Below are 3927 nucleotides of genomic sequence, written 5' to 3'. Positions count from 1 at the left end.
CATCACACGCTTCAAGGGACTCGGTGAGATGATGCCCAAGGTGCTCTGGGAGACCACACTCAACCCCAAGAGCCGACGGCTCCTGCGCGTGGAGATTGCGGACGAGATCCTCACGGATCGTGTCATCAACGAGCTCATGGGCCGCGATGCGTCAGCACGATTCCGCTTCATCATGGAGCGGGCCGAGGAAGCGCAGGAGCTCGACGTCTAGCGGTCTAGTCCTGTCGCAACACCTGGATTGGATCAACGCAGCTGGCGCGCCGGGCGGGCACGTAGCTCGCGAACAGCGCCGCGAGAAGCACCACGGTGCCCGTCACGGGCAGCGCACGCAGATCGGCGGGCGCGACATCGGCAATCTGAGCTTCGAGCAGCCGCGCGACCAAGGACGCCCCTAAAAGGCCCCCGACCAGTCCGAGACCTACGGGTGCGAAAGCGGAGCGCACGACGAGCCAGCGGACTCCACGTGCGTCAGCGCCGAGCGCCATGCGAACGCCGATTTCATGGACGCGCTGCGTGACGGCATGCGAGACCACCCCGAAGATGCCAATGGCGAGCAGGAGCAACCCCACGAGCCCGCACAGGGTGAGCATGAGCGCCGCGAAGCGCGGTTCTCGCAGCTCCATCTGCGCCAGCAGCTCGTCGAGCGATCGGATACTCATCATCAGGTGCGGATCGAGCTGTCGCAGCGCCGCAGCGAGCGCGCCGCGGATCTCTGGTCGATCCCTATCGATACGCACGACGAGGTCCATGTCGGAGGCCCAGTCGGGTGGGAAGGGCTGATACACGATCGGCTCCTGCACGCGATACGAGCGGCGCGCGTTGGCCACCACCCCAACCACTGGTCGTGCGCTCGTTTCACCGTCGTTCGTCACCGTGCGACCGAGCGGATCACCCCCCTTGAACAGCATCCGCGCCGTTCGTTCGTCGACCATCGTTGCAGGCGCATCGCCTCGCGCTTCGCGACCAGAGAACGCACGTCCTCGCACGACGGGCAGGCCCATGACCTCGAAGTAGCGCGGTGTCACGAAGAAGACCTGAGGAAGATGCGGAGGTCGCGTGCCCGGCATCTGGACACTTGTCCAACCTCGTGCCCTCGCGAAGATGGGCAGCACACTGGCGCCCGCAACCGCCTGCACGCCTGGGACTCCTTGCAGCCGATCCAGCATCGTCTCAGCGAATTGCCTACGTAGTGGACCGACGGGTACACGCGTTTGGTGAGGCTCCGCCCTGATCACGAGGACGCCTTCCAGGTCGAACCCGAGCGGAATCGTCGTCAAGCGCCAATAGCTGGTGAGCAGCAGTCCCGCTCCGGCAAGGGCGGTGAGACCGAGCGCGACCTGCGTGGTCACGAGCAGTGCCGCACTGCGGGCATGCGTGCGTGTGAGGTGACCCGCCAGGCCGGAGCGCAGGGCGTTCGTGAGGCTGGGCCGTGAATGCCGCACTGCCGGGAGCAGACTGAACAGCAGCGCGCTGCCAACCGAGAGGGTTGCCGTGAACAGAAAGAGGCGCAGGTCTGGCCCGGTCGGCCTGAAGGCAAAGGCGCGCTCTGGCACGACGCTGGTGATCGCGTCGTAGGTGTTGATGGTGACGACCAGCGCCAAGACTCCGGCCGTTGCTGAGAGCCACAGACCCTCAGACAGCAGCGTCGATGCGAGTCGCCAGCGGCTCGCGCCCAACGCCTGTCTGATCGCCAGCTCTCTTGTCCGTTCGAGCCCACGTGCGAGGAGAAGATGTGCCGCGTTTGCGCAGGAAATGAGCAGCACGAGTCCAGCCACGAGGGGGAAGATCAGAAGCCTTGGGCGAAGATCGTCGAAAAGCGCCGTGTGAATCGGCGTAAGCGCGTAACGGATTCGCTCAGACTGCGGCGAAGCAGCAGCGGCCAGGGCGTTGATTTCCGCTTCTCCCTGTACGCGCGTGACGCCCGCTTTCAGCCGAATCAGCGGTTCAACCGCGTCAAGAGGGGCTGATTCCAGGCCGGGCTCCACGGGCTTCGCCTTCAACACATCAACGGCAGCATGCCTCGAGACGGGGTGATAGTAGTCCTTTGGGAGCACGCCCACGATGACGTGAGGAACTTCCACGGCATCGCTGGTGCCGAGGGGTATCGTCTGACCGATAATGTCGTCGCGTCCTCCGAAGCGCTTTTGCCACCACTCGTAGCTGATTAGGATCTCCGACGCGGCCTGGCACGTGGGGTCGCCTGCGAAGCCGTGGCCCATGAGGAGATGCACGCCGAGCACCTCGAGAAAGTTCCGAGAAACCTCAGCGGCGAGGAACGGCCTAGCCTCGAGCGCACCAGGCTCGGGCGCCGGCATGACGTCAGCCTCGTCACTGGTGGCAAGCCCTACCAACTGCCGCGAGTTCTGTGCGAGCGCCTCTACCACCAGGCCCGAGACCATGCCAAAGCGCTCGCCGGTCTGCGGATCGACCGGATTCAGCTTGTAGAGCTGCTCCGCGTCCTCGTACGGAAGGGGCTTGAACAACGCCTGGTCGACGAAGGTGAACACGGCCGCGTTGGCGCCGATACCCACCGCAAGTGTGAGGACGGCGCACGCGGCAAAGGCCGGGCGGGTTCGGAACAGGCGCACGGCGCGTCCAAGATCGGTGAACAGCAACATGGCTCAGACCGTCTCCCGTTTCCGCTCGGCGTCTGTCGGGCTTGTCAGCGGCAAGTCCAACTCTACCCGATCGTGTGCGACCTTTGGTGCAATCCGCCCACGCTCGCCGCGCTGCAAGCGGACAAGACCGTACCCCTCCATCGTCTTGAGCGTCCGCGACAGGTTCGACTTGGCCCGGCCAGTAATCTGTGACAACTCATCAAGCGAGCCGGGCGCGTGCTCGGCGATGATCCGCAGCAGCTCGCGGTTGCCGGCCGACAGCACTTTGGCAAAGGATTCCGTCGAGGTGAACCAGACCTTGGTTTCACCGAACGCGACACGACGCTCGCCACGCGCAATCCGCATGGTGCGCGCCTTCATCTCCTCATAGCTGGCGATACCCACCTTCAGCGTCGTCATGTGATCACTATCGACCGTCGGGTCACTGCGCGGGTGCACGCTCTACTGTTATCATATCGAGATAACACAATCAATGTACGGTCATGGACTTGCCGGCCCCCCAGTTTTATCGGCCCTCCCTGAGACCCTGAATGCCGGCACGCTGAAGAGTAGACACGAAGGCGGTCTCCCGCGCACGCGCAGCGGTGCCGCCGGCGGGGCGTGATCACGGATGCCGCGCCGCCCCGTTGGAGGCCGCGTGATCTGCGACGGGGGTAAAACCACGGGCGGGGCCAGACCGCCGCCGAGCTCACGGAGCTCGGCGGGTCGCGACACGTGAGCGCCGCCCGCGGTTTTTCCACGCGGCCGACCGGGGCGGCGCGGTACCCGCGATCGCGCTTGCCGGCGGACGCGCGACGCTGGCCGCCTCTGTTTACTCTTCAGGGGACGGAACTCGACGCTTCGCGGAGGGTCGAGAAAAACTTGGGGGGAGGGGGCGGCAAGACGGTCATGGGGCGTTTGGCGAAAGCGATCAGGCAGCCCTTGCGAATCCGTTTGTGGACGCACGGAGACGTCCGCTCGCGAACGGTCGGCGCGACGTGTGCCGAGTGCTCGCTTGAGTGATCATAAGGGTCGTGGGCACGACTTACCGCTATCGTCCCGACGTTGTCACAGCCCTCGCCGAACACGGTATCCGTCCTTCATCCACCACGCCGCCGGAGCGCGCGCGCGAGCTGGTCAACGATCTCTATAGCTACGAGCTTCGTCGGCTCCGCGCGCAGCTGCGGCGTGGCGAGATCGCGCGACGCGACTACGCGGCGGTGGTGGCCGAAGCGCGCGACCGCTATCCCCTGCTCGCGCTGCCGCTCCACCACTGGGTCGAGCCCGGTGAGCGATAAGGCTCCCACCGCGCGACTAAAAGGAAATCTTG

The 3927-nt window shown here is 65.2% G+C and carries 4 protein-coding genes; 2 read left to right on the top strand and 2 right to left on the bottom strand.

The features are described from left to right. A partial coding sequence (locus GEV06_28175) for a DNA topoisomerase IV subunit B (protein MPZ21734.1) occupies positions 1 to 211 on the top strand: 211 nt, incomplete at its 5' end. A 4-nt stretch (positions 212 to 215) separates the two neighbouring features. On the opposite strand, the gene GEV06_28170 is transcribed toward GEV06_28175, so the two are convergent. Next, positions 216 to 2618, bottom strand: coding sequence for an FtsX-like permease family protein (locus GEV06_28170; protein ID MPZ21733.1), 2403 nt, complete (start codon positions 2616 to 2618; stop codon positions 216 to 218). A 3-nt stretch (positions 2619 to 2621) separates the two neighbouring features. Then, positions 2622 to 3017 (bottom strand): helix-turn-helix domain-containing protein, encoded by a 396-nt coding sequence (locus GEV06_28165; protein MPZ21732.1) that lies wholly within the window; start codon positions 3015 to 3017, stop codon positions 2622 to 2624. 614 nt (positions 3018 to 3631) lie between these two features. Between GEV06_28165 and GEV06_28160 the strand changes: the two genes are divergently transcribed. Beyond that, positions 3632 to 3895 (top strand): hypothetical protein, encoded by a 264-nt coding sequence (locus GEV06_28160; GenBank protein MPZ21731.1) that lies wholly within the window; start codon positions 3632 to 3634, stop codon positions 3893 to 3895. Positions 3896 to 3927: the final 32 nt, after the last annotated feature.

The organism is Luteitalea sp. (assembly GCA_009377605.1).
GTDB lineage: Bacteria > Acidobacteriota > Vicinamibacteria > Vicinamibacterales > Vicinamibacteraceae > WHTT01.
Note: the sequence above shows the minus strand (reverse complement) of the source record. Positions and strands in the feature narration are given on the sequence as shown.